The sequence below is a fragment of the Mycobacterium sp. TH-M82 genome, assembly GCF_057473605.1.
This window is the reverse complement of record NZ_JBYCKY010000808.1, coordinates 1-1373: the sequence shown is the minus strand read 5'-3', so window position 1 is coordinate 1373 and position 1373 is coordinate 1. Positions and strand designations below refer to the sequence as shown.

Below are 1373 nucleotides of genomic sequence, written 5' to 3'. Positions count from 1 at the left end.
GGGTGACGCCGTTGACGTACTCCATGACGATGTAGGGCAGCGGGCCCGCGGGTGTGTCCGCCTCGCCGGTGTCGTAGACCGCGACGATGGCCGGGTGATTCAGCGCCGCCGCGTTCTGCGCCTCGCGCCGGAACCGCAGATAGAAGCTGGGGTCGCGAGCCAGGTCGGCACGCAGCACCTTGACCGCGACGTCGCGGTGCAGTCGGGCGTCGCGGGCCAGGTGAACCTCCGACATGCCGCCGAAGCCGAGGATTTCGCCAAGCTCGTAGCGGTCGGACAGTCGCTGCGGCGTCGTCATCGCGATGTCTCGTATCGTGCCGCGCGCACTGCCCGGCTCGGTGCGGGCCGGCCGGGCTGCGCGCCGGCGCCGCCGGATCGGCTGCGGTCGTTGCTGGCCGACGGATGGGCGGGTGGCGCCGGGGTACCGGGGCCACCGGACGGTGCGATGGTCGCGGGCACCGTGTTGGTGACGGTCGGGGCGCCGGGTTGGTGCCGGGCACCGGGGCTCTCGGCGTTGACCACGATCAGCACCGCGATGATGATCGCCAACGTTCCCAGCACCCCCGCTGCCCACAGCAGCGCGCGCTGGCCGGCCGAGAACTTCGGGCGCACCGGCGGCGGCCGCTGGCCAGCGGTGGCGGGCCGGACGCGCCGGGCGGCGGCGTCGGCCGCGGCGCGGGTCGAAGCCCCGGACGGGACAGCCCGGTGGGATGGCACCGCCGGGCTGGGCCTGGGCCGCGGAGGCCGCCGCCCGGCACGCACCGCGGCGACGGCATCGGCGAACGGCCCGCCGCTGCGGTAGCGGATCCCCGGGTTTTTGGTCAGGGTTACCTCGATGAGTTCACGTACGTTGGGCGGCAACTCTGCCGGCAGCGGTGGTGGCGGCTCTTTGATGTGCTTCATCGCGACGGTCAGGGCACCGTCGCCGCCGAACGGTCGTCGCCCCGAGAGCACTTCGTAGCCAACGACTCCCAGTGAGTAGACGTCGCTGGCGGCGGTGGCGTCCTGGCCCAGCGCCTGCTCCGGCGCGATGTACTGAGCGGTGCCCATCACCATGCCGGTTTGCGTCACCGGGGCGGCGTCGACGGCTTTGGCGATGCCGAAGTCGGTGATTTTGACCTGCCCGGTGGGGGTGATCATGATGTTGCCGGGTTTGACGTCACGGTGCACCAAACCGGCGCTGTGCGCGACCTGAAGGGCGCGCCCGGTCTGCTCCAACATGTCCAGCGCGTGCCGCAGGGACAGTTTCCCGGTGCGTTTGAGCACCGCGCTGAGCGGCTCACCGTTGACCAGTTCCATCACCAGATAGGCGGTGCGGCCTTCGCCGTCCATCTCGGTCTCGCCGTAGTCGTGCACGCTGGCGATGCCGGGGT

The 1373-nt window shown here is 71.7% G+C and carries 2 protein-coding genes; both read right to left on the bottom strand.

All coding sequences use genetic code 11. The annotated features are described in order from the left end of the window. A partial coding sequence (locus tag AC2VON_RS23735; protein ID WP_486955045.1) for a protein kinase domain-containing protein occupies nt 1-298 on the bottom strand: 298 nt, incomplete at its 3' end. Then, on the bottom strand, nt 295-1373 hold a 1079-nt coding region (locus AC2VON_RS23730; RefSeq protein ID WP_486955044.1), incomplete at its 5' end, for a serine/threonine-protein kinase. The genes AC2VON_RS23730 and AC2VON_RS23735, both read right to left, overlap by 4 nt.